This is a genomic window from Clostridium sp. DMHC 10, from assembly GCF_001270375.1.
Classification (GTDB): Bacteria; Bacillota; Clostridia; order Clostridiales; family Clostridiaceae; genus Clostridium_S; species Clostridium_S guangxiense.
In genome coordinates, this window is sequence record NZ_LGVB01000015.1 from 205,317 (window position 1) to 228,457 (window position 23,141).

Below are 23,141 nucleotides of genomic sequence, written 5' to 3' on the forward strand. Positions count from 1 at the left end.
ATATTAACTAATAATTTTTATATTATTTAAATAAATTACATTTTATAATCCTTAATTAGTGTTTTTTTGAATTTATTGCTAAAGGCTAAGAATTTACCAATAAAAAAAAAAAAAAAATTGTATCAAAACTGACATCTATTTTATTTTGATACAATTCTTTAATTAATAAGCCTATTTTATATCCTTTTTAAAAAATTTTTCAAATTTGCTATTATTTTTTAAGCTATTTAAATAGTTAGCAAAATTATCTTTTAGTTCATCCCTTTTTAATGCATATTCAACAGTTGCTTCTAAAAATCCAAGCTTATCTCCAACATCATATCTTCTTCCCTCAAAAGCATATGCATACATTGCTTCAGACTGCATTAAAGTTCTAAGAGCATCTGTAAGTTGTATTTCTCCTCCTTTACCTGGTTTTGTATTAGATAATATATTAAATATTTCAGGTGTTATTATGTACCTACCCAAAATAGCTATATCTGATGGAGCCTCTTCCACTTTAGGTTTTTCAACTAAATCTTTTACTTTGTAAACATTTCCATCTATATGCATTCCACTTATAACACCATATTTATAGACTTCTTTATGTTCTACCTTTTGAACTCCTAATATAGTTGTTTTATATTCATCATAGCAATCTATAAGCTGTTTTAAACATGGCTTCTCTGCATCTACAACATCATCGCCAAGCATAACTGCAAACGGCTCATTACCTACAAAAGTCTTTGCACAATTAATTGCATGTCCAAGTCCCCTAGCTCTTTTTGCCTTATATAATAAATTTCTGCCATATTTGATATATCCTTAACTAATTTTAACAAGTTTTCTTTTCCATGGCTTTCAAGTTCGTTTTCAAGCTCTACTGATTTATCGAAGTGATCTTCTATTGCCCTTTTATTTCTTCCAGTTATTATAAGTATTTCTTCTATTCCAGAAGCTACAGCCTCCTCTATTATATATTGTATAGTAGGTTTATCCACTATTGGTAACATTTCTTTTGGTTGTGCCTTTGTTGCTGGCAAAAATCTTGTTCCCAAACCTGCTGCTGGTATAATAGCTTTTTTAACTTTCATAATTGCATACTCCCTTCGAATATTAATATGAAACAAATAATTTATGCAGTTATTTGCTTCTTTAAATTATTATATCATTTTATGACAATGAAAAGTTAGTTTTATTTGCTTAATCAAACATTGCACTTAATTCTTTAACTACATCATCATCTGGTTTCATCTTTTTTGCTATTTCATAGTGCAATCTGGCCTGCTCTTTATCCCCTTTATTTAAATAGCACATAACTAAATTAGTGCAAATCTCTATAGATTTTGTAGCCTCAAAAGCCTTTCTAAGATATGATATAGCCTTATCAAAATCATTAAGTGCTGCATAATTAACCCCAAGTTCATTAAAAATCTCAACTATGTTATTATCAAGAGCTAAAGCCTCATTTAAATAATATATAGCCTTTTCATAATTTCCAAGTATTCTATATGTCATACCTATATAATAAAACAAAATAGCATCATCTTGAAATTCATCAATTAATTTGACAAACATCTTAAGTGCATCTTTAGGTTTCTCATATATAATTTCCTTAGCTTTTTCATAATTTCTTACATCTTCAACGGAATGTTTAAATTTTGAGATTTTCTCATCTACTTTTCCACCGTATTCTATGTAAGTATTAATAGAATACCATGCACCTTCATAATCTTTGTTTTCATTCTTTATAAATGCCTCATACAAATATGGGCTTGCATAATTTTCAATTTTTTTGGCTTCATCTATAATAGATAATTCTTCCTCTTTAAATTCAGCTTTTTTGTCTCTTATGGTTTCACTTAAGGCTATTAGCTTATCAAAATTTTCTTTAGTTTTTTCAACTGTCATAAGCCCCTTAAGCATTATATATGCATCTTCATATTTTTCATTTTTCACTTCATCTAATATTATGCCCTTGATATATTTAGTAAATTCTTCAAGGTTTTCATTCAATATTTTTGTATATAAATTATTAAACTTAAAAGCTTTATCACCGCCTAACACATAAAACATGCCCTCCACAAAAAAGGACAGTGGAATATCCTTAAATTTTTCTCTATTTTTAACTTTATCTATTACCCTTTCAGCTCTTAAAGGAAAATACTTATTTTCTGATGACTTTACTTTAAATATTTTATAAACACTTTCACTTTTAAACTCAAGGAATATTAGCTTTGAAACTTTTTCTTTAAATTCTTGTTCTATACTCATTAATACACCACCATATCTCTAATTTTAAAATGGAAGGTGATTTTCACCTTCCATTTTAAATAATATACTATATCAAAACTATTTTTTCAATTTATTTAGTAGCTTCATCAATAATATTCATTATAGTTTCAGAAAATTGACGGCTTTTTTTATCAGCATCATCCAAACTCTTTCCCACAACGGCCATATAAATTTTCATCTTAGGTTCTGTTCCTGAAGGTCTTACAACAAACCACGATCCATCTTCAAGAACGAACTTAAGCACATTAGATACTGGTAGTTTTATTTCACTTTCACTATTATTAATAAGATTTTTTTCAATTCTAAGTTTATAATCAAATTTTTTAACTATCTTAACATTATCCACCACTTCAATTTTAGAATGTCTTAAATGTTCAATTGCTTTTTTGATTTTTTCTTGTCCTTCTTTTCCAGTAAGCTCCTTGGAAACTAATGTTTCTTTATAAAAACCGTATTTTTCATAAAGAGAATTAAGTGCATCATAAAGATTCATGCCCTTTTTCTTATAATATAATGCCATTTCGCATATAAGCACTGCCCCAATTACTGCATCTTTATCTCTTACAAAAGTCCCAGCAAGGCAACCGTAGCTTTCTTCAAATCCAAACAAGTATGTATTGGATCCTGTGCTTTCAAATTCTTTTATTTTTTCGCCTATATATTTAAAACCAGTTAGCACATCTATAAGTTTCACTCCATAATGTTCAGCTATTTTAGCAGCCATTTCTGATGTAACTATAGTTTTTATAACAGCTCCATTATTAGGAAGTTTATTAAGTTCTTTTAAAGATGATATTATATAATGAGTCAAAAGCACCCCAGTCTGATTTCCAGTTAAAACTTTATACTCACCACTTCCATCCTTTGCAACAACTCCTATTCTATCACAGTCAGGATCTGTTCCAAATATAACATCTGGCTCTATAGATTTCGCCATATCTAAAGCTATGTTAAAAACGGAAGACTGTTCTGGATTTGGATATGGAGCTGTAGGAAAGTTTCCATCCGGTAACTCTTGCTCTTTTACTACTGATAAATTTTCATATCCAAGTTCTTTTAATGCTCTTCTTACCGGTATATTACCCGAACCATGTATAGGTGTGTATATTATTTTAAGCTCTTTTGCATAATCTTTCACCAAATCTTTTCTTATCGTAAGTTCTTTTACTTTATCAATATAAACTCTATCTACTTCTTCTCCTATGATATTTAAAAGTCCTTTATTCTTAGCTTCTTCTAAATCCATAGTTTTAACACTAGATAAGCCCTCCAAAGCTTGTATGCATGAAAATATTTCCTCTGCCCCAGCATCAGTGAACTGGTTTCCATCTTCATTATAAACTTTATAGCCATTATACTGCTTTGGATTATGTGAAGCTGTAACAACAACCCCTGCTTTACTTCCAAAATGCCTTACAGTAAACGACAACATAGGAGTTGGTCTCAACGAATCAAAAAGATAAGTTTTTATGCCATTAGCACATAGAACAGCTGCTGTTGTCTCCGCAAATTCCCTTGACATTATTCTAGAATCATGTGCTATGCTTACTGAAATTTCTCCTGTATAATGCTTATGAAGATAATCAGCTAAACCTTGAGTTGCTTTGCCAACAGTATATACATTCATTCTATTGCTTCCCATACCAATTACTCCTCTAAGTCCACCTGTGCCAAAGTCCAATTCCTTATAAAATCTATCCTCTATTTCTTTTTCTTCCTTAATACTTCTCAATTCATTTTTCCCATTTTCATCAACATATTTAGAATCCAACCATAAATTGTATTTTTCTTTATAAGTCATATTATTCCCTCCTAAAGATTTGCTATAAATATATATAGATATTTTATCTAGATACATTATTATACTAATAAAAAAAAAAAATTTTTTAAATTATTTTATGGTAAAAAATTTAAAAATTTGTAAATAAAAATCAGTGGAATTCATCTTTTATAGAATTCCACTGATTTTTAATCATTAATAGAATCATTATCCTCTAATTCAACATCACCATAATTTTTTCCTGAGTCACTAACTGATAAGAGAATAGTATCTAATTCATCTACTACTGCTATTTCCTTTGAAAACTCAAAATCACATACTCTTAAGCTATCCCCTGAAGTCATATTGGAAATATCAAAAACCACGTTATTAGGTAAGTTATCTCCTGTACATTTTACCTTTATACTATTTTTAAACTTTTGAGTTACACAACCCTTCGATTTTATTGCATCTTCTCCCTCAAAAATCACAGGGATTTCACTTACAATCTTACCGCTGCCATTTAAATCTTCAAGGTCAATATGAATTAATTTATGATTAACGGGTTCTCTTTGAATTTCCTTTATTAATCCCTTATAATTTTCTCCATTTAAAGCTATGTTTAAAAATCCATGCTCACCTGTAATGCTTATTCTATTATTAAGTTCAGCCTCATCAACGTCGAACATTATATTTCCAACATTTTTACTATACAACACTCCTGGAATTTTACCTGAACTTCTTTCCTTTCTACTTACAGATCTTCCATGTTTATTTCTAATTTCTGCTTTTAAATTTTCCATATAAATGCCTCCTTATTCATGTATTATTGGCATTTATTCGGATTTTTATACACCTTAACACCAGAGTACAGATGACAGAGTGCAAATTGCAGTGAAGTTAAAACCCTTCACCGTCCTCTGTATTCTGCCTCTGTTATTACTTCTATTCCATTTTCTAAAAGAAGCTGCGCGGTCACACCATTGCCAGTTATTTTATTTCCACTAAAAGTACCATCATATATTCTTCCGCATCCACAAGAAGGGCTTTTAGCCTTAAGAATTGCCTTTTCACTGCCTACCATTTTTGCAATATTTAAAACTTCATTGGCACCTTTTACAAACTCAACCGTTTTATCTTCTCCAGCTTTATTAATAACCATTGCATTACCTTGCAGAACATCTTTTCCATCTCCCCCTACAATTTCACAAGCTTTTCTTGGAGTCTCAAGTCCTCCAAGTTGTTCAGGACATACTGGCAGAACCTCGCCATCTTTTAAAAGCTGCATTATCTTTTCATCAGCACTGCTGTCACCAGAATATCTGCAATTTATGCCGCATAAACAAGCCGAAACCAATAATATTTTTTTATCCAAGTTCTACACCACCTTACTTAAGCTCTACAACAGTAACACCTGTTCCGCCTTCACCATAATTTCCAAGCCTATAATTTCTTACATGTGGATGATTTTTAAGCATGTCAGTTATTGCATTTCTAAGTGCACCTGTACCTTTACCATGAATAACCGTGACTTCATTAAGCCCTGCCATGCATGCCTCATCAAGATACTTGTCAGCACTGTACATTGCTTCCTCTGCATCCATGCCTCTTAAATCCACTGATGTAGCCACAGCCCTTAAATTCAATTTTGCTTCTCTGCGCTTTATGGTCTTATCTTTTTTGCCACCTTCATTTTTGCCTTTTCTCAAATCCTCAAGTTTAACGTTTATCTTCATAATTCCAGCCTGAATTTGAACTTCATTTTTGCTATCAGGCTGGGATATAACTGTTCCTTTCATGTTTAAAGAAGGTATAAATACCTCCTCACCTTCTTTTACTTTTTTAAGTCCTTCACCCTTAAGTTCATTTTTTCTAGCTAGCTTTTCCTCTGCAGCATCAAGATTTTCTCTAAGTCTTCTCCTTGAATTTTCAAGTTCTCTTCTAGCTTCAGAAGAATAACCCATTTTTTCAAGTTCTCTCATATCCTTAAGTATTGCATCTGCCTCTTCTTTTGCTTCAGCTATGATTCTTTTTGCCTCTCTTCTGCCTTCCATTAGAGCCTTTTCCCTTGTATCCTTTATAGAATAAAGTTTTTCTTCATATTTAAACTTAAGCTCCTCTGCTTCGTTCTTATACATCTCAGCTGTTCTTGAATTTTCCTCAGCTTTAACGGTTTTTTCCTGCAAATCTTGTATTAGATCTTCAAATTTTAGAGAATCTTTTGATATTCCCTCTCTGGCATTATTAATTATGTACTCTGCAAGACCAAGCCTTTTAGAAATTTCAAAAGCATTTGATTTCCCTGGTATTCCCATAAGAAGTCTATATGTAGGCCTTAAAGTTTCAACATCAAACTCTACAGATGCATTTTCAACTCCTTCAGTTTTAAGGGCATAAGCCTTAAGTTCACTATAATGTGTTGTAGCTACTAATCTTGAACCTCTTTTTCTTAAATCCTCAAGTATTGAAACTGCAAGAGCTGCACCTTCTGTTGGATCAGTTCCTGCACCAAGTTCATCAAACAAGACAAGTGATTTATCGTCTGCATTATTTATAATTTCCACTATATTTTTCATATGAGAGGAAAAAGTAGATAAACTTTGTTCTATACTTTGTTCGTCACCTATATCCGCATAAACTTCTTCAAAAAAGCTAATTGTAGAGTTTTCTTTTGCAGGAATCATAATTCCACTTAAAGCCATGAGTTCTAAAAGTCCAACTGTTTTTAACGTAACGGTCTTTCCACCTGTATTTGGTCCTGTTATGACAATAGAATTAGATTCCCTACCAAGGTATATGCTTAAAGGTACTACTTTTTCTGGATCTATAAGAGGATGCCTTCCATAAACTATATCTATAACTCCGCTATCATTTATATGAGGTGCAACTCCATTAATACTACTAGCATATTTAGCCTTTGCAAATATAAAATCAAGTTCTGTTACAATTCTTTCATTATTTTTAACCGTAACTATACTTCCATACACTTTTGCTGAAAGCTCTCTTAAAATCCTCTCAATTTCTGCTTTTTCTTTAAGCATTAATTCTTTTATTTCATTATTTAAATTTACAAGTCCCATTGGCTCTATAAATAATGTAGCACCACTTGAACTTTGATCATGGACAAGCCCTGGAACCTGAGCTTTACATTCAGCTTTTATAGGAATTACATATCTATCATTTCTTATGGTATATAAATTTTCCTGAAGATAAGCTGAATAGTTTCTAAGCATAGAATTAACTTTGTCTTTAACAGATGAATTTTTATCCTTAAGAGATCTTCTTATACTGTATAAAGCTGGACTTGCTTTATCAGAAATCTCTTCTTCATCTATTATGGCATTGAATATAGCATCTTCTATAGCTTTAAGAGAGACTATTCCCTCGCATATATCTTCAATAACCCTGTGCTGTTCCTCCCCTTCCTTATGGCTTATATACTCTTTAAATCGCCTTCCACACCTTAACATATTTGCAATTCTAATTAGCTGACTTGGCATTAATGAAAATCCTTTTTCTGCCATAGCTACAGCTTCTCTTACATCATAGGCACCTTCAAAAGGAGGTGTTCCTTTTTTCATAGTAAGTGATAAAGCTTCCTTTGTTTCTTCCATATGCTCTTTAACTTCATATAAGTTGCTGTAAGGTCTAAGTTCATCTACAATTTCTTTAGCAGAACTTGTCATTGTATAAGTTTTAATTTTTTCTTTTATTTTGTAATACTCAAGAACTCTGAGTGATTTCTCGTTCAATTTATTCAACTCCTCTTTTATAGCTGCCTCTCGTATAATTCTTCATTTCAATATAGTTTTCTTTCTTTTTAATAAATCCAAGTACTTTTTTAACCTCTTCTTCGCTTTCATCAATAAAATCTATTCTAAGAGAATCAACACCCATATTTTTTATCTCCTCGATTTTATCTAAAAGATTCAATGGTATCGGATTATATATATGGCTTCTGCAATATTTATCAGTAAGCACATTAAAAGGAACTCCCTTTCTATCTTTCAAAACATACTTCCCATTTAAACATGCCCCTATACATTGCCTATCAGAGCATTTGCCCCCAAAGGTACTGCCAATAGGACAATATTCGCTCACCATAGTTTCAATCTTACCATAAACAAGCAATTGAGTTTCCACCAACCTTTTTTCACTTATACTTTTTATTTCTTGCCTTGAAAGTTCAGTACTTATGCATATTCCCATTAAATCTTTATAAAAGCAAGCAGCCCAAGCATTAAATATATTAAGTTTATAATCTCCAATAATATTTATCCTACTACCATATTTCTTTATTATACCTGCGTTTGCTGTCACTATTCCTTTTATATTATCTATATTTTCATCTATTAATTTACATACATCAATAAATTCGTTCTTTATTATATTGGGGATTTTTAAGTATAAGTTTGCATGTTTCCTAGCATTATATAAATTCAAATTTTTAGGTGACTTTTTAGAAAACATATCAATAATTATATCTTTAAAGCCCATTTTAATAGCCGCATTAAATTGATTTTCAAAGCATATTCCAATCATAAATTCTGGCAACTTATCTTTTCCCTTGCTAACTTCATTATTGAAGTCTATCTTATCTTTTGTTTTTCGCTTAAATTTTTCTGCTATAGATTTCTGAAGTCTTTCAACTAATTCTCTCCTGGCCGAATTTATATAGGATATTGGTAAAAAACCTTCCTCGTAATTTTCAAATTTTATATCTTTCACTTCAAATGGTGTATTACCAGTTTTTTCTTAAGTTTTCTTCAAGCTTTTCTCTTGTTATTGGTTTTCTCTGTGCTTTTTCTACGTTTTCCCCAAAATATTCTACATATATTTCTTTATTTAAAACAGCTCTTAAATGCATTGGTGTTGATAACTTAAAGGCTACTACTACATTCATATCAATTTTCTTTTTATATTTATCTTCATAACTTCCTGATAGTTCGGTTAAAAACTTTTCATCAGAAGTCTTATATATGATATCACCCTTTTTATAAAATTCTGGATACAATCTAACTTTATCTTTTTCTTTTGCCTCCAAAACCTCTTTCCCATTTTTCGTTATTTTGCTTACTACTGCACCTTTGTCTCCAGCTCTTATGCCGTCCTTTAAATTAATTTCTTCCTCTAACAGCACATTACCATCATTCAAAACCTTTCCTAATCTTATTCCTGTATTTTTAGGAAAATTATACGCCATCATATTACTTCCTATATTTCCAAACAGGTATGCTTTTGAAAACCCTTCTCTATTAAATAGCTTTAAAAGCTTTCTTTCTTCAGCTTCAGCATTGTATTTTTTACCTGAATATACACTGTCTATTGCCTTACGATAAGCTGATACAACTCCAGCAACATATTCTGGTTTTTTCATCCTACCTTCAATCTTGAGAGATGATGTTCCAGAACTTATTATGGCCTCTATATCTTTTAAATTACATATATCTTTAGTACTTAAAAAATACCCTTTCTTGCTTTCCATAGTATTTTCATTTATAAGAGTATATGGAAGTCTACAAGGTTGTGCACATCTGCCCCTATTTCCACTTCTCCCACCTATTACAGAGCTCATCAGACATTGACCAGAATAACATACACAAAGAGCTCCATGAATAAACATTTCAGTTTCAATATTTAGGTCTTTTGATATGTACTTTATTTCTTTTAAACTAAGCTCTCTTGAAAGTACTATTCTTTTGAAGCCTAATTCCTTATAATAAAGAGCTCCCTCAGCATTGTGTATTGTCATTTGAGTGGAAGCATGAATTTCAAAGTCACCAAAATTTTTCTTTATAAGTGCTGCAACCCCAACATCCTGTACTATGAGTGCATCCACTCCTATTTTATATAAAAATTTTATGTAATCCATAACATCTTTCATTTCATCCTGCTTTATTAAAGTGTTTACAGTTACATAAATTTTAACTCCATATACATGACAATAATCCACTATTTTTTCCATATCTGCATCGGTAAAATTTGATGCATATGCTCTTGCAGAAAATCTACTTCCACCTAAATAAATAGCATCTGCACCATTTTGAACAGCTGCATAAATGCTTTCCACTCCTCCTGCTGGCGCTAATAGTTCAACTTTTTTCATAGGAATCCTCCTGTTCAATTTCATTTATACATTTAATTATACATAAAGTTAGAATTAATACAAATGTTTAATATGAAAAGTAAAAAACTGCCATATTAATTTCTTAATGGCAGTAAAGTTTTTATTATTTAATTTTTATTATTCATTACCTAAATCTTCTTCTAAGTATTCTTGTGTACTTTCTCCATCATCATCTTGTTCATCGTCATCTTCATTTCCAAAGAAATCTTCCTTTTGTGGAGGATCAAATATATCAAATGGAAATTTTAAATTGTTAAAATACTCGCATGGATCTTCAGAAATTTCTTCGCATTTTTTAGGTTTACAGAAACCAGTAGAAGGAACAACTAAATTTACAAGTCTAAATAATTTAATGATAGTAAATAATCCTATAGTTACATTAACAGAATTAGGCACAGGCGCATTATCTCCACTGGTGATAGGTATTGTATATCCAAGCGTTGCTTCCAGAGGATATGAACTTGCCTCAACAAGAACAAATGGTGCTACTTGAAGATTTGAAAATCCACCAAAATCACTATAAACATTGACATCAGTTCCAGTAGAACCAAATAAACTAACCTTTTTGTTAAATAAGCTTCTTGCAGGAACATTAGCTCCTATTGGATTTCCACTTCCATCTCTAAACTGCAATTCATATTGAAACGAAAATTTCAATTCAATATCATAATATCCTCTTCTAAGTAAATTAGGAGATTTATTTACTAAAAAAATCCCACCAATACGAAAAGTATTTGGAACTATAATAACTGCTGCTGCGTTGTTAGGTGGATTAATTGGTTCTTCCGGGGCTAATGCACTATATGCCAATTTTTCAATACAATCTTGCTGTCTACATTGATCATACACTTTGTTTGCAATAATACATTCATCTTTTGTTTTTTCTGTGTAAGAACACTTTGACATTATTCATTTCCCTCCTTACATAAGCTTATAGTAAACATGCTTATAGCATGATATTTAATCTTATATTCATATATTATGATTGTAAAAAAAATATGTGCTTAATTTAGCACTAAGAATAAACATCTTTAATTAAAAACTTTACTTGCAAATATTTTTTAAATAGAGTATTTTTTCTTTACTCATTTCTCCTACCTTTTTTATTGGAGTCCCCTCATACAATGAATAAGGTTCCGTAATAGTATTTACCTTTACAAGACTGTTAGGTCCTATAAAGGTTCCTTCACTCAAAGTTACTCCTGGAAGTATTACACAATTAGCCCCTATTACGGAAAACTTTTTTATCGTTATTGGTGCAGAATATACATTTTTAAATTCATCAGGAACAGTAGAATTAGTTAAATAGGAATTAGTATAATCATCTGAACTCATTAATATTTTCGTTCCTTGAGATATACTCGTAAAATCATCCATCTTCAAAAGCCCATCTCCAGTTATCCCTACAAAATTTTTTATATGAACATTATTTCCTATTTTTATACCTTTTTTGCTACAATAAATACAAAATCATCTATAATTACGTTATTTCCTATTTCTATATTGCCAGCGTGTATTATCCTTGCGCTCTTATATATTTTTACATTTTTACCTATAGCTTTAAATTTCATACTATTCCTCCTTTCTAAAAAACTTGTATTTCCCTTATCCTGCATATAATTACAAATATCTTTTTAATACCTGTATTCTTCTATTTATTTGATTTGTTGTATCAAACACTTTCATAAATTTACTTCTTCCATTTTCAGATAAGGTATATAGTTCTTTCATATTAGTTGCATAGTAAATTATCTTAGACACTATATCATCTAGATTCCTTTTTACAATTACTATCTCCTTGCGATCTACAAAATCTCTATTTAAATTCAATAAATCTGTTGAAAATACAGCCGTGCCACATAAAGCTGCCTGAACGCAACATCCTGTTGGAAATCCATCAAATTCACCGTCTAATCTTGCAAAAGGTATATTAGGACTTAAAATTATATCCATACCAGGGTAAAAGCTAACAAAAAAATCTTTTGCTTTATATCCATAGAAAGTAATATTTCCTCCTAGTGCTGATACATCAATATCTCCTCTATTAAATCCTCCTACCACATGAAATCTAAATTTATCGGATATATTCTTAAGTCTCTTACACACTTCTATGAAAGTATCATATCCTTTATCCACCCCTCTTTCAGAATATTTTCCTCCAACAAAACAAATATCAAAGGTACTTTTATCCCTTCCATACTGTTTCTTTCTCTGCGTATTAACTCTAAAATATTCTGAATCATCCACAATACCATAAATATAATCAATTTTATCCGGTGAGATAAGCTTATTATCGACAATATGCCTATACACTATTTCTTGAGTTACAATTACACTTTTAAAAACATTTGAAGAAAATATTCTTCTAAGCTTATTATCACAAACTGCATCATTTAAATGCAGCCCACCTCCAGGATAAAGTGTAAATAAAAATGGTGTATTTTCTCTTTCAAAATATGGCACGAGAAAATAAGCACTATTTAAAAACATAGTATAGAAAAGAGAACACTTAGGCATTACATATGGATTAAATTGTTTTACTCTTCCAGCAAACTGCGGATAAATTCTCACATATTCATTATATGCGCTCAAAAATCCAGCTCCAATTAATGCAGAATAAACCTCACAGTTAGGAAACATTGACATATAGTAATTAAATTCTGTTATTCTGAAATTACTTACGATGCTCGGGAAAAAATCATCTATTACAACTAATTTTTTTTCTCTCATATTCTCACCATCATTTTTTAACCTCATTTATTTTATATTTCATCTTATAAAGCTTCTCAAGTTTTAATATTTTGTCTTTATTCATATTCTTTACTTTTCTTATAGGTGTACCCACATATAAGGAAAATGGTTCTGTAATAGTATTACTTTCAATAAGACTGTTAGCCCCAATAAAAGTTCCTTCGCTTAAAATAGCTCCCGGCATAATAACACTGTTAGATCCAACTATAGAAAATTTACCAAGTCTAACAGGAGCTGAAAAGTATTCAAAATATTTATCATCCTTAAAATAATAATTACTAGTAAAAACTCTTGTACCACTTGCTATCCCACTAAAATCCTCCATTACAAATTCTTCATTTCCTGTTATACTGATAAAGCTGGTTATATGAATATTGCTGCCTATTTTAACGCTTTTATTAGCACATATAAATGCAAAATCATCTATTATAACATCGTCTCCAATTTCAATATTCTCTGGGTGTATTATTATAGCTTTTTCATATATGGTTACGTTTTTTCCTTTTTTCTTAAATTCCATAACCTTCCCCTTCTATAAATAAATGCAATAAAATTTAAAGTTTAATTGTACCAAGATACCTTATACACTAAGATATCTATGGTACACATAAATTTCAATAAAATAGATTTGTTATTAAATTGCTTTTATTTTAATTTCATTAATCCTACGACAGATTTTACTTTTGTTTTCTATAAATTCCTTATTATACTTATATCCAAGAAAACTATTGTATTTATCTATACAATTTAAAGTAGTATTTAGCTGCTCAAATTCTGATCTACCACTCCAAGTACCAGAATCTAATATAGGATGAACAGACGCTGACTGCGGCAGATAACCTATTAATCCATATTGTGATACAACTATATTTATCATCCAATCATAAACAAGCATGTCATAAAGTGAATTATCTATATTTCTGATGACACTTGCCCTGTACATGCAGCCCGAAAAATTTTGAATAAAGTTATTTTTTACCAAGTCAGAAGTATTAAAAAGTAAATACATAACATTATCAGGAAATTGTTGTATTGGTATATTTAAATTATTAGGAAATGCAGCAATAATTTTGTTAAAAACCATTGAGCATTCTGGATGATTTATTAAAAAATCCATTTGAAGTTTTAACTTCATATCACTACTCCAATAATCATCGCCCTCCAAAACAGCTATAAAATCTCCGCTGCACTTGCTAAAAGCGCTTTTGTAATTCTTAGTTATACCTAAATTTTGAGGGTTACTAAATATTTTTAATTTATCTCCAAATATAGCCTTATATCGACTAACTATATTTACCGTATTATCCGTCGAAGAATCATCAGCCACTATAATTTCATAATCATAGAAAAATTTTTGCATTCGCACACTTTCAATTGCTTTTTCAATGTGTTTTTCATGGTTATAGGTTATTATTAATATACTCAATTTATAACTCATATTATCACCCTATAGTAAATTTATATCATTTTTAATTTCTTTAGTAGTGGCCAGTATTGCTTAAAACATTCAATTGAAGTTATTATAGGTATAAGAGGTTTAACTAGTAAAGTCCACTCAGAATAAAAGCGAGAATAAAAATCTGCAGGAACAACACTTATACTGTAGCCATAATCTACTAAAATCAAAGATTCCAATAAGATTTTTATTCTTATTTCTTGTGACATAGTATTTTGTGATTCGTGTATTCTAAAATAGCTTAAAGTATCACTCATATACACAAAGTTTCCAGTTAAAAGTAAAGATATCCATGTAGCTATATCAACTAATGCATAAAATTGTCTGCCATTTAACAATCCAAACTTACTTACATCTCTTTTTCTAAATAAAACTGTAGTAGGTTCCCCTATAAAATTCCCTTGCAGAATTAATTTTCCTATAGCATGGAGCCCAGCTATAGTTGATTCATATTTGCTATCGGTTTTGTTACGTCAATATCTGCTAGCAAATTCCCATTCTTATCTATAATTCCCCTATGCGAAGTCACTAGTTTAATATTTTCATATATATAAAAACATTGAATCATTTTCTCTATTTTATATCTATCAAATATATCATCATCATTTAAATAATTAATGAATTCACCATTGGCTAAACTATAGCATTTGTGCATATTAATTAATCCACGTTCACCCAATTGCCCTCCGTTGAAAAAATACTTAATATTTTTATATACTTTCATATATTTTTCTACGATATTTTTTGTGCGATAATCTGTACTATCATCACATATTATTATTTCAATATTTGCATAACTTTGACTTAATGCACTTATAAGAGATAACTCAAAATATTGTGGTCTATTATGAGTAGCTATAAGCACACTTACAAGAGGATTATTATCCATACATTTATCACCTTTTCATCCTTGAATTTCAAAAATATTCCTTTATGAAATTATTCTTATAGTTATATGTTATGCTAGTAGATTTTTATAATTTACAATATTAAATAAAAAAGGATACATAATATCCTTTTTAATATTCTAGTCCCCACTTTTAGACTTACCATTAAATTCTTGTAACTGCTTTTCATACGATGCTTTACTAGCTAAAAAATAATCATTATACTTGTAACGTAAGAATTTATTATAGTCATCACAAGACTTTATAATTGATTTTATTTTATCCTCTCCACTTTTTCCATTCCATGCCCCATTACTGTGAATTCTATAAACAGAAGTAACCTCTGGTAAATATGCTATAGGTCCTTTTTGAGATATTGCAATATTAAACATCCAATCATACACTTCCATATCAAAAAGCACTGGGTCTAACCTTTTTATAACCTCATTTCTGTAGATACATGATGAAAAATTTCCAATTAAATTTGATCTTATCAAATCCTCAGTTCTTATAGTTATATATTTAAAATTATTACAGGAATACGTTTTTCTAGATACATTGCTATCCATATCATACATTACGTACCTATTAAGTGCTCCCGAATATTCTTTATGAGAATCTAAAAAATCAGTTTGTATTTGAAGTTTATACGGAGATACCCAATAATCATCACCTTCTAAAAGAGCAATGTATTCTCCACTGCACGCCTTAAATCCTCTTTCATAATTTTTAGTTATTCCTACATTTTTTTTATTATCTAATATCTTTATTTTTTCTGGATACATGCCTTTATAATGTTTTATAACCTCTAAAGTTGAATCCTTAGAACAGTCATCAGTTACAACAATTTCAAATTTATAACTAGTAACTTGCATAAAAATGCTTTCAATAGCCTGCTTTACAAACTCAGAATTGTTATAGGTTATAAGAAGTACACTTACCTTTATATTTTCATTCATTTTTTATCACCTTATATTTCATATATTTATCACTATTTAATGTATGCACAACAAAATCACAATATTTATCATGACTCCAAAATTCATCATGTGATTTAGATAGTTTGTATTTTGTATAAGGATTGTTTAACTTAGAATATATATTCCAGGTTAAATGAATAAACTTATTGACTTTAGTTTTTGCCCATCTTTTTCCTAAAACATTATAACAATAATCTAACATTACAGAGTCTCTAAATTTTAACTTTTTATCATTCATATACTTTAAAAATTTTCTTAAATCTTCTGTTTTCATAAATAATAGATGAGCACCTGTGGGACACTCAATATAATCATGGCATATATTTATGGGCTTTGGTATCCAATTTACTGCATCTTTAAATTGCCTCAAGGGTAAATTATCACTTATAAGATCTACACCACAGACTAAAACTTCACTATGCCTGTTTAAAATATTTCTTTCTTCATCTAACCATTCTAAAGAGTTACCTTTTATATCTCCATCTGTTATAACTATATTCTTGTATTTATGCAAATCAATTAAATCCGCTTGAAAAAACTCTTCCACAGCATTATTACTTATATTATCCATGAATTCTATATACATAGAAATTTGCTTTGTATTTAAAAGGCTCATTAAATAGGGTTTTATTTTGTTTTCTGTATTTATACTTTTATTTTCAATTATAAAAAATTCAAGTTCATTGCTACATTTAAGCAAAAAATCTAGCGATTCCTTTATAATTTCAACATTATAGTAAACTAAAACGATACAAGGTATTTTCTTCAACTTTTATTACCCTCCATAAAACATTAAAATCAATCCGTATCAAATCTATTTTTATATATTTTTATTTACTATATCTACTATAGTTTTAAGTTCCTTAATTTCAATAGAATCATAAAAAGGCAAACAGAGAATTCTCCTAGATACATCATTTGCTACTGGTACATTTGCATTATCTCTGACATATGATAAAGTGCTCAAACTTGGATAAAAATATCTCCTTGGATTTATATTTTCTCTTGAAAGCATTTTCATCACTCTAATTACACATTCCTCACTATTTAGTATAATTGGAAAGTAACTATAATTAAGCGAAGATTTTTCATTGTGTTTTTGAAAAATTATATTACCTTTTAAATGATTCATATAATATTCATATACTTTTCTTCTATTATCAATTATTTTATCTATATCATCTAAAATACATAAACCCATTGCAGCCTCTAATTCATTCATTTTTGCATTTATTCCAAGCTCACTTATACTATTTACTCCATCTATGCCAAAATTAATCATGAGGCAAGCTTTTTTATAAAGTTCATCATCCTTAATTACAAGTGCGCCACCTTCTATAGTATGAAAAATTTTAGTAGCATGAAAACTCATTATAGAGATATCACCATAATTTAGTATACTTTTATTTTTATATTTAACACCAAAAGCATGAGCAGCATCATATATAACTTTAATCCCATAATTTTTGGCAATTTTATCTATATATTCTACCTCGCATCCATTTCCAAATACATGAACTGGAACAATCCCTGACACCTTTGGTGTTATATTCTTTTCTATTGATTTTTCATCTATATTTAAAGTTTCACTATTAATATCGACAAACTTAGGGTTTAATCCTTCCCATACCTGACTACTTACAGTAGCTACAAATGTAAAAGGTGTTGTTATTACATCTCCTGTAAGTTTTAAAAGCTTATATGCTATTTGCAGCGCCAATGTTCCATTTTGAACTAGCAATATATTTTTAACTCCAAGATAATCTCCTAATTCCTTTTGAAGCTTTTTTAAAAATTGACCATTGTTTGTTACTACACCACCGCTAAAGATCCTTTTTAAATAGACATTGTATTTATCAAGTGAAGGAATATAAGTTTTAGTTACATTAATCATATTCTCATCTCTCCTTACACATCCCATACTTACATGTTATGCATAAGTATACTTACATTTTACAAATATATATTAATATTCATTAAATATTACATCATATTTTGCTCCCCATTTTTTTCAAATTTATCTCTATTCATGTTAAGAAGCTTTAAGTAATCATATCTGAAAAAAGATACTCCACCATAATGATATATAAAAGTATCTCTACATAACACAAGTTTATAACCAGCCCTCCTAATTCTTAAGGAATAATCATCATCTTCATAATTTCCAGGTGAAAATCTCTCATCTAAAAGACCTATTTTATTAATCACTTCTCTTTTAAAAAAGAAGCAAAATCCTACAAGCTTACTTCTGTTTTCCCATTTACTTGGATTAGATATATTGTATTTTTTACACCACTTTATCATGTCATTTATTGAATCATATCTTAAATTTATACTTTGTTTATTAGAACATTTATTTGTAATCGGTCCTACAGCTCCTATGTTTTTACTACTATATAAACATTTTCTCAAATTTTTAAGCCAATTAGGAGTTACAATAACATCATTATTCAATAAAAGAATATCATTACCACATGCTGCTCTTATCCCTTGATTGCATCCTATTGGAAATCCAAAATTTTCATTATTATATATTACTTTTATATCCCTTTGCATACTAAGCCAAATTTTTTGTGCCATCAGTAGAATTATTATCAACTACTATTATTTCATAATCTTTTTCAGTATATTTTCTTATACTCTCTATACAGTTTTTAGAGTATTTTAATCCATTATAGGTTAAAATAATTATGCTTGTCTTCATAGCATTCACCTTCTATACTGTTACAATACTCAAATTATTGTTGCAATTTATCTTTTTTGTAATTCTATATAAATCCTTAGCCCCTATTTTCCATGTATGGTCTGATAGTTCTTTATGCTTTACATAAACATAGTTATATCTATTACCAGAATATACATTCATATTAGCTTTTATACAGTCATTTACAAAACTTGAATCCTCAGCTAAATTTAGATCTCTGAATCTAACTTTTTCAAATACTTTTCTTTTTACAATAAAAGTTGAACCTGCAATATAAGGAGTATATTTATTATTGTATACTGCATTCATTATTCCTATAGAATTATACTTTTCATAGTAAATAAAATATGAAGCTTTACCTACAATGTCAACATCAACATATCTAAAAGTATTTACAGCATCTAGAATATAATTTTCACCATAATAATCATCATCATCAATTTTAGCTATATAACTATATTTTGAAACTTCTACACCATAATTCATACAATATCCAAGGCTTATATTTTCATCAAGCTGATATACCTTAATATTTTCATATTTCCTGGCCTCTTTAATGTAGTCATCTATATTCAACTCATTATTGTTAAGTATTATTATTAATTCTTTATTTTCATAATTGCATCTTAAATAATTCATAAATATATTTTTTATATACTTTATTTTATTAGTTGGAACTATTATAGAAACACCTGGCTTGGTACAATATTGAAATTTTTTACGCAAATCCAAAATACATCTTTTTTCATCTTCTATCTTAAATATCATCTTCTATCACTTCTCATCATTAAAATGTCTTATATACCTTAACTAGTATACATTATACGTAATTTTAAAAAATTGTTACAAAAAAAGATGGTACTTAACCATCTTTAATCTAATAAACTTTTTCATAATCTTTTTTTCCTTTATAATTTGTTATTTTATATATACCTCTTATTTTTATCCCGCTGTTTTTTATCTCATCCATTATTGTATCCATATATTTTTCCTTAAATCTAATACTATGAGTACATGAAGTAGAAATTTTACATGGAGTTTGAATTATCTTAGTTGTTATTCCCTTTTTACCTAATATTCCATATAAATAAATTGCATGATTTTGAGATTTAAAAACCGCTAGATATTCATTCTCTAAAACTTTTGTTTCACGCAATATACCAGCCCCTTAAATTTATAACGATTTTCTTATCCATGTCCATTCCTTTATTATGGCTACATCACAGTTGCTCTTCAATATATTTATATGCTTTTCACCTACTAATGTATATACTATTTTTATTCCATTTTTATACAAATCATTAACAAATGTGTAGTATACATTTTTAAGGTATGCTATTCTGTTTATTTTGTTCTCATCCAAGTACAATTTAGCATAACATTTTTTCATTTTTTACAGTTATTTTTGCGTAAAACTTACCGTAACTTGTTGAAAACTTGTACAGACTATTAGGATCTTCATTTTCTTTAAAACGCTTAGGACACATTTTGAAAATTGGTACACATTTACTGCTTACATGGTTTCGGCTATTTTTTTCATATTCGTTTATTCCTCTTAATCTGCTATTTTCAATATTCAATTTTATACTATAGTTTTTATACATTTCCTTATACCCTATACTTCTAAATTGTTCAATATATTCACCATTTACTATTCTATCAATATTATTAACATTGTTTTTTTTAGCTATTTCAACTATTTCTTTTTCTATATTTGAATAAAGTTTCTTATATTTGTTATCTGAGAAATCTACGTAATGTATGAATGCATACTGCTGAAAATCTTTTTCATCTTTTTCAAAACTTATTATAGCGGTTGCATAAGTAGCCTTATTTTGAAGCATCTTTAAAACATATGTTTTTTCACTTAATATTATATTCATTAAATCTGGATTTAAATTTTGTATTCCTTTTAAGTAACTTTCCTTCTCATCCGATTTTTCTATAACTTCACAACTAATCTTAGGACCTTCCTTAGGTAATACTTTGGTTTTTGAATCAGAATTACTACTATTACTATTATTATTAATTTTATTTTGTGATACATTTTCACCTTTGATATTAGCAGCAACTCTACTGCTGGTCCCACTATATATGTCCTTTATTTTATTTAGAAAACTTCTCAATTCTTTTCCTGCTTTATAATCACTGATACTCATATTACTATCTATGCTTTCTTTGTAAAATTCTAATGCTTTTTTTACAATTTCTTCATATGTCATACCAGTTTTAATCCCATAATCCCTTATCCATTCCTCCATATCTTTCATATTAATCTATCCCTCCATGAATTTCATCTAAGGCTTTTACAACTTGTTCTATTTCCTCAAAAGTGTTAAAGTATCCTAGACTTATCCTTACAGTTCCCTTATTTTTAGTTCCAATAACCTCATGTACTAAAGGAGCACAATGGTATCCATTTCTAACTCCTATACCTTTTGAGTTAAGCATAGCCGCAGTGTCAGAACTATCTATACCATCTATATTAAATGAAACAACGGCACTTCTATCTTCCATATTTTCTTTTCCATACAAAATTATATAATCCCTAAGTTTCAATTCTTTTAAAAGTGCTTCAGTAAGTTCAAATTCATGTTTTTTTATATTTTGTATTCCAGTTTCTTTTATAAATTTAACGCCAGCGTACAAGCCTGCAATACCTGGAGTATTCAATGTCCCACTTTCAAACTTATCTGGAAGAAACTCTGGCTGACGCATTGAATAAGAATTGCTGCCAGTTCCTCCACTTTTAAACTCTGAAACCTTTAAACCTTCTTTTATATACAATACTCCTGTACCTTGTGGTCCCAAAAGTCCTTTATGTCCTGGAAGTGCCATAATATCTATATTGCATTTATCTACATCTATATCTATAGTTCCTGCACTTTGAGAGACATCAACCATAAAAATTATTCCATGTTTCTTTGCAATTTCTCCTATTCTTTCTATATCTTGAATACTTCCAGTTACATTTGAAACGTGATTTACTACAATCATTTTTGTGCTTGACCTTATTTGCCCTTCTATGTTTTTAGGATTTACAAAACCATACTTATCAGCCCCAACTATACTGCTTTTTACAGATTTTTTCCTAAGATAATTTATAGGTCTAAGTACAGAATTATGCTCCATAACAGTAGTAATTACATGATCTCCTCTTTTGAGTATACCTTTTATCCCTATATTAAGTCCTTCTGTAGCATTTGATGTAAAAATTATATCAAATAAATTTGGTACATTAAATAGTTTAGCAATTTCTTCCCTTGTGTCCATTACTTTTTTAGCCGCCTTAACAGCCATATCGTATGAACCTCTTCCTGGATTTGCAGCATAATTTTTCATACATTCTATAACTGCTTCATAAACCGTATCTGGTTTTGGAAAAGTAGTTGCAGCATTATCAAGATATATCATAATAACCCACCTAAAATAATTATTCATTCTATCTTATGAAAATAATATCAACATTAACACCAAAAAATAAAAAACCTACTCATTTGAATAGGCTTTTATCATTTTGCATTTTCCTTTAGACTTTCAGCAATTTGTTTTCTTGTCTTTGCTAAATCTATTTGATTTTCAAGGTACTTATTTTCTAAATCTATAACCTTATACTTTAAACTATGTATTGTAAACTTAAGATCCTTATTTTCCCTAGAAACTTTATCATACATACCCTTGTACTTCTTTATTTCGTTTTCCATAATTGCAAGCTGTTCTGTAAGTTCTTCTACTTGTGTATCTTTTCCTTTTAAACCTTAAGTTCCTTGACCTCAGTCAAAAGTTCATTTTTTTCATTATTAGACTTTAACAACTTTTCATTTAGTTTATTATATTCAATCTGATTTTTTTTCTTTATTTGTCCAATTTCATCTCTTGCTTTTTGAAGCTCGATTTTCAAATCACTTTCTCGCTTCTTATAAATTTCAATTTTGTCAATTAATTCATCATTTTCATAGCCAGTCTTAAACATATCATCTGCCACATTCAGTGCAGTCAAAATAGCAGCATCTGCTGTACTTAACTTTTCATTATTTTCTATTATATTTTTAATTTTCTTATCAACATATTTTTCTACTGTCCTTAAGTACTCTTCTTTTTCTTCTCCTCTTAAACAATATTCCATACCATTTATTTTTATGGTAATTAAATTCATATATAACACCTTCAATTCTATATATAGTTAAACTCTTTACTTAGTAC

25 protein-coding genes and 2 pseudogenes are annotated in these 23,141 nt (G+C 29.2%); all 27 read right to left on the reverse strand.

All coding sequences use genetic code 11. From position 1 onward, the window contains the following. Positions 1-171: 171 nt before the first annotated feature. Positions 172-1,073: pseudogene (gene galU / locus AGR56_RS02950) on the reverse strand (UTP--glucose-1-phosphate uridylyltransferase GalU). 109 nt (positions 1,074-1,182) lie between these two features. Beyond that, positions 1,183-2,253 carry a tetratricopeptide repeat protein gene (locus AGR56_RS02955; RefSeq protein ID WP_053241080.1) on the reverse strand — a complete coding sequence of 357 codons (1,071 nt, stop codon included), beginning with the start codon at positions 2,251-2,253 and terminating at the stop codon, positions 1,183-1,185. Between the two features lie 91 nt (positions 2,254-2,344). Next, positions 2,345-4,075: a phospho-sugar mutase gene (locus tag AGR56_RS02960; RefSeq protein WP_053241081.1), complete on the reverse strand. Its 1,731-nt coding sequence runs from the start codon at positions 4,073-4,075 to the stop codon at positions 2,345-2,347. Between the two features lie 167 nt (positions 4,076-4,242). After that, on the reverse strand, positions 4,243-4,836 hold the full coding sequence (locus AGR56_RS02965) for a 50S ribosomal protein L25 (RefSeq protein ID WP_053241082.1): 594 nt from the start codon (positions 4,834-4,836) through the stop codon (positions 4,243-4,245). Positions 4,837-4,943: 107 nt separating this feature from the next. Then, positions 4,944-5,396, reverse strand: coding sequence for a DUF523 domain-containing protein (locus tag AGR56_RS02970; RefSeq protein ID WP_053243264.1), 453 nt, complete (start codon positions 5,394-5,396; stop codon positions 4,944-4,946). Between the two features lie 25 nt (positions 5,397-5,421). Continuing rightward, positions 5,422-7,785, reverse strand: coding sequence for an endonuclease MutS2 (locus AGR56_RS02975; protein WP_053241083.1), 2,364 nt, complete (start codon positions 7,783-7,785; stop codon positions 5,422-5,424). A gap of 1 nt (position 7,786) precedes the next feature. After that, positions 7,787-10,139: pseudogene (locus AGR56_RS02980) on the reverse strand (DUF3656 domain-containing protein). A 138-nt stretch (positions 10,140-10,277) separates the two neighbouring features. After that, a complete protein-coding gene (locus AGR56_RS02985; RefSeq protein ID WP_053241084.1) occupies positions 10,278-11,066 on the reverse strand; it encodes a hypothetical protein in 789 nt (262 codons plus the stop codon). A gap of 138 nt (positions 11,067-11,204) precedes the next feature. Next, entirely contained in the window at positions 11,205-11,543 is a 339-nt protein-coding gene (locus tag AGR56_RS21185) for a hypothetical protein (protein ID WP_347460378.1), read from the reverse strand. Between the two features lie 56 nt (positions 11,544-11,599). Beyond that, entirely contained in the window at positions 11,600-11,731 is a 132-nt protein-coding gene (locus AGR56_RS22535) for a hypothetical protein (protein WP_278279562.1), read from the reverse strand. Positions 11,732-11,780: 49 nt separating this feature from the next. Next, the gene (locus AGR56_RS02995; RefSeq protein ID WP_242851271.1) at positions 11,781-12,917 is read right to left on the reverse strand and encodes a glycosyltransferase family 4 protein; all 1,137 of its coding nucleotides are present in this window, start codon (positions 12,915-12,917) and stop codon (positions 11,781-11,783) included. Continuing rightward, on the reverse strand, positions 12,901-13,431 hold the full coding sequence (locus AGR56_RS03000; RefSeq protein ID WP_053241085.1) for an LPS biosynthesis protein: 531 nt from the start codon (positions 13,429-13,431) through the stop codon (positions 12,901-12,903). The genes AGR56_RS02995 and AGR56_RS03000 overlap by 17 nt, the downstream gene beginning before the upstream one ends. 114 nt (positions 13,432-13,545) lie before the next feature. Further along, positions 13,546-14,337 carry a glycosyltransferase gene (locus AGR56_RS03005; RefSeq protein WP_242851272.1) on the reverse strand — a complete coding sequence of 264 codons (792 nt, stop codon included), beginning with the start codon at positions 14,335-14,337 and terminating at the stop codon, positions 13,546-13,548. A 32-nt stretch (positions 14,338-14,369) separates the two neighbouring features. Further along, entirely contained in the window at positions 14,370-14,705 is a 336-nt protein-coding gene (locus AGR56_RS21190; protein WP_242851273.1) for a hypothetical protein, read from the reverse strand. Between the two features lie 98 nt (positions 14,706-14,803). Further along, entirely contained in the window at positions 14,804-15,256 is a 453-nt protein-coding gene (locus AGR56_RS21195; RefSeq protein ID WP_242851274.1) for a glycosyltransferase family 2 protein, read from the reverse strand. A gap of 138 nt (positions 15,257-15,394) precedes the next feature. Then, positions 15,395-16,213 carry a glycosyltransferase gene (locus tag AGR56_RS03015; protein WP_053241087.1) on the reverse strand — a complete coding sequence of 273 codons (819 nt, stop codon included), beginning with the start codon at positions 16,211-16,213 and terminating at the stop codon, positions 15,395-15,397. After that, positions 16,206-17,003, reverse strand: coding sequence for a hypothetical protein (locus tag AGR56_RS03020; RefSeq protein WP_053241088.1), 798 nt, complete (start codon positions 17,001-17,003; stop codon positions 16,206-16,208). The genes AGR56_RS03015 and AGR56_RS03020 overlap by 8 nt, the downstream gene beginning before the upstream one ends. 51 nt (positions 17,004-17,054) lie before the next feature. Next, complete coding sequence (locus AGR56_RS03025; RefSeq protein ID WP_053241089.1) at positions 17,055-18,128, reverse strand: DegT/DnrJ/EryC1/StrS family aminotransferase; 1,074 nt, start codon at positions 18,126-18,128, stop codon at positions 17,055-17,057. Between the two features lie 89 nt (positions 18,129-18,217). Continuing rightward, positions 18,218-18,790: a glycosyltransferase family 2 protein gene (locus AGR56_RS03030; protein WP_278279563.1), complete on the reverse strand. Its 573-nt coding sequence runs from the start codon at positions 18,788-18,790 to the stop codon at positions 18,218-18,220. A 1-nt stretch (position 18,791) separates the two neighbouring features. After that, entirely contained in the window at positions 18,792-18,938 is a 147-nt protein-coding gene (locus AGR56_RS22540; protein WP_278279564.1) for a glycosyltransferase, read from the reverse strand. A gap of 12 nt (positions 18,939-18,950) precedes the next feature. Then, on the reverse strand, positions 18,951-19,706 hold the full coding sequence (locus tag AGR56_RS03035; protein ID WP_053241090.1) for a glycosyltransferase family A protein: 756 nt from the start codon (positions 19,704-19,706) through the stop codon (positions 18,951-18,953). Between the two features lie 109 nt (positions 19,707-19,815). Beyond that, entirely contained in the window at positions 19,816-20,094 is a 279-nt protein-coding gene (locus tag AGR56_RS03040; protein WP_053241091.1) for a DUF3343 domain-containing protein, read from the reverse strand. A gap of 18 nt (positions 20,095-20,112) precedes the next feature. Then, the gene (locus tag AGR56_RS03045; RefSeq protein WP_157055646.1) at positions 20,113-20,301 is read right to left on the reverse strand and encodes a hypothetical protein; all 189 of its coding nucleotides are present in this window, start codon (positions 20,299-20,301) and stop codon (positions 20,113-20,115) included. Positions 20,302-20,308: 7 nt separating this feature from the next. Next, positions 20,309-21,208 carry a hypothetical protein gene (locus tag AGR56_RS03050; RefSeq protein WP_053241093.1) on the reverse strand — a complete coding sequence of 300 codons (900 nt, stop codon included), beginning with the start codon at positions 21,206-21,208 and terminating at the stop codon, positions 20,309-20,311. 1 nt (position 21,209) lies between these two features. Continuing rightward, positions 21,210-22,352 carry an aminotransferase class V-fold PLP-dependent enzyme gene (locus tag AGR56_RS03055; RefSeq protein WP_053241094.1) on the reverse strand — a complete coding sequence of 381 codons (1,143 nt, stop codon included), beginning with the start codon at positions 22,350-22,352 and terminating at the stop codon, positions 21,210-21,212. Positions 22,353-22,450: 98 nt separating this feature from the next. Beyond that, positions 22,451-22,642 (reverse strand): hypothetical protein, encoded by a 192-nt coding sequence (locus AGR56_RS19985; RefSeq protein ID WP_157055647.1) that lies wholly within the window; start codon positions 22,640-22,642, stop codon positions 22,451-22,453. Positions 22,643-22,689: 47 nt separating this feature from the next. Continuing rightward, complete coding sequence (locus AGR56_RS19990) at positions 22,690-23,094, reverse strand: cell division protein ZapA (protein ID WP_157055648.1); 405 nt, start codon at positions 23,092-23,094, stop codon at positions 22,690-22,692. Positions 23,095-23,141: the final 47 nt, after the last annotated feature.